The organism is Mesorhizobium sp. M7A.F.Ca.ET.027.03.2.1, from assembly GCF_003999175.1.
Classification (GTDB): domain Bacteria; phylum Pseudomonadota; class Alphaproteobacteria; order Rhizobiales; family Rhizobiaceae; genus Mesorhizobium.
Genome location: NZ_RZOM01001115.1, coordinates 1 through 1,985, shown reverse-complemented (window position 1 = coordinate 1,985; position 1,985 = coordinate 1). Strand labels below are relative to the sequence as shown.

Below are 1,985 nucleotides of genomic sequence, written 5' to 3'. Positions count from 1 at the left end.
GTGCTGGTCGCCGGCTGGTCCGGCCGCCCCGGCGCCGTGGGAGCGCAAGTATGAGCGGCCGTCTCACTGTCATCGGCCTTGGGCCCGGCAATGCCGATCAAGTCACTCCGGAAGCCAGCCGCGCCGTAGCCGAGGCGAAATTCTTTTACGGCTACAAACCGTATCTCGACCGGCTGGAATTGCGCCCGGACCAGACCCGCGTCGCTTCCGACAATCGCGAGGAACTCGCCCGCTCCAAGGACGCACTGTTCAAAGCCGCCGAGGGCCACGACGTCGCGGTGGTTTCCGGTGGCGATCCCGGCGTGTTCGCCATGGCGGCGGCCGTCTGCGAGGCGATCGAGGCCGGCCCGGCCGAATGGCGCGCGGTCGATGTCGCTGTGGTGCCCGGCATCACCGCCATGCTGGCGGTCGCCGCCCGCATCGGCGCGCCCCTCGGCCATGATTTCTGCGCCATCTCGCTGTCCGACAATCTGAAGCCATGGGAGTTGATCGAACTGCGCCTGCTGGCGGCGGCCGGCGCCGGCTTCGTCATCGCGCTCTATAACCCGATCAGCAAGGCGCGCCCCTGGCAGCTCGGCCGCGCCTTCGAATGCCTGACCGCGATCCTGCCTGGTACCACACCAGTGATTTTCGGCCGCGCCGCCGGCCGCCCGGATGAGCGCATCGAGGTCTATCTGCTGGCCGATGTCGAGGCAGAGAAGGCCGACATGGCGACCTGCATCATCATCGGCTCGCCGGAGACCCGCATCATCAAGCGCGCGGAGAAGCCGGCGCTGGTCTACACGCCGCGCTCGTCCACGGGACGGACAAAATGATCGACCAACACGGTCAGCGCTTCAACGCTTTCAGCCGCGGGAACATCCGGCAAGACTGGCCGTTGGATCATGACCACCTCGAGGCCAAGCGCCCGCGCCGCGGCGATCTTGCCATAAGTCGCTTCGCCGCCGCTGTTCTTGGACACGACGACATCGATGCGTTGCTTTTCGAGCAGCGCGCGTTCCTCCGCCTCACGAAACGGGCCACGGGCCAGAAGATAGCTCGCATCCGGCACGGCAAGCTTGGGCTCGATCGCGTCGACGCTGCGGACGAGATAATGATGCTGGGGCGCAGCTTCGAAAGCAGCGACCTCTTGCCGGCCCAGCGCCAGGAAAACACGGCGCGGCGCCAGTCCAAGCGCTCGCGCGGCATCGCCGGATGTAATGACCTCAGTCCAGCGGTCGCCTTCGACAGGCTCCCAGCCGGGGCGTCGCAGCGCAAGGATCGGCACACCGGCCACGCGGGCGGCTTGCGCCGCATTGGCGGAGATCTGCGCCGCATAGGGGTGCGTCGCGTCGATCAGCAGGTCGATAGGCTCTTTCCGCAAATAATCGGCCAATCCATCGGCACCGCCAAAGCCCCCCGTTCGCACCGGCACGCCTTGCGCGACCGGGCTTTCAGTGCGGCCGGCCAGCGACAGCGTGACCGAGGCGCGCGCCGCCAGTTTTCCGGCCAGTTGCCGGGCTTCGGTGGTGCCGCCGAGGATCAGAATACGGTGGGTCATCATGCCTGCTGAAGGTCCGCGCGGTGCCAAGCTCACCCCAAAATGGCTCACAATCGTCGGCATCGGCGAGGACGGTTTAGCGGGTCTCGGCGACGAGGCCAAGCAGCGGATTGCCGAGGCGGAGATCATCTTCGGCGGCAAGCGGCACCTGGCGCTGGTCGCTTCCTTCGCCAAGGGCGAGGCGCGCGCCTGGCCAGTTCCTTTCGATGCCGAGATGGCTGACGTGCTGGCGCTTGCCGACAGGCGCGTCTGCGTGCTCGCTTCAGGCGATCCGTTCTTCCACGGCGTCGGCGCCAACCTCGCGCGCAAGGTCAAGCAACAGGAGATGCATGTCATCCCCGCACCGTCGGCCGTTTCGCTGGCGGCCGCGCGCCTTGGCTGGGCGCTGCAGGACATCGAGACCGTCTCGCTGCACGGCCGGCCGCTCGACCTGATCCGGCCGCTG

At 67.5% G+C, this 1,985-nt stretch carries 3 protein-coding genes; 2 read left to right on the top strand and 1 reads right to left on the bottom strand.

Annotation, left to right across the window (positions count from 1 at the left end):
• The first annotated feature begins 50 nt into the window (after positions 1–50).
• On the top strand, positions 51–815 hold the full coding sequence (locus EN750_RS31855; protein WP_127399071.1) for a precorrin-3B C(17)-methyltransferase: 765 nt from the start codon (positions 51–53) through the stop codon (positions 813–815).
• Here the strand turns inward: EN750_RS31855 and EN750_RS31850 are convergent.
• Positions 779–1,540 carry a cobalt-precorrin-6A reductase gene (locus tag EN750_RS31850; protein WP_127270798.1) on the bottom strand — a complete coding sequence of 254 codons (762 nt, stop codon included), beginning with the start codon at positions 1,538–1,540 and terminating at the stop codon, positions 779–781. The genes EN750_RS31855 and EN750_RS31850 overlap by 37 nt on opposite strands.
• Before the next feature lies 1 nt (position 1,541).
• Between EN750_RS31850 and cbiE the strand changes: the two genes are divergently transcribed.
• On the top strand, positions 1,542–1,985 hold a 444-nt coding region (gene cbiE / locus EN750_RS31845; protein ID WP_127399070.1), incomplete at its 3' end, for a precorrin-6y C5,15-methyltransferase (decarboxylating) subunit CbiE.

Excerpts from the sequence above, each read along its gene's own strand:
- EN750_RS31855 (WP_127399071.1), top strand. The coding sequence starts at position 51 with ATGAGCGGCCGTCTCACTGTCATCGGCCTTGGGCCCGGCAATGCCGAT.
- EN750_RS31850 (WP_127270798.1), bottom strand. The coding sequence starts at position 1,540 with ATGACCCACCGTATTCTGATCCTCGGCGGCACCACCGAAGCCCGGCAA.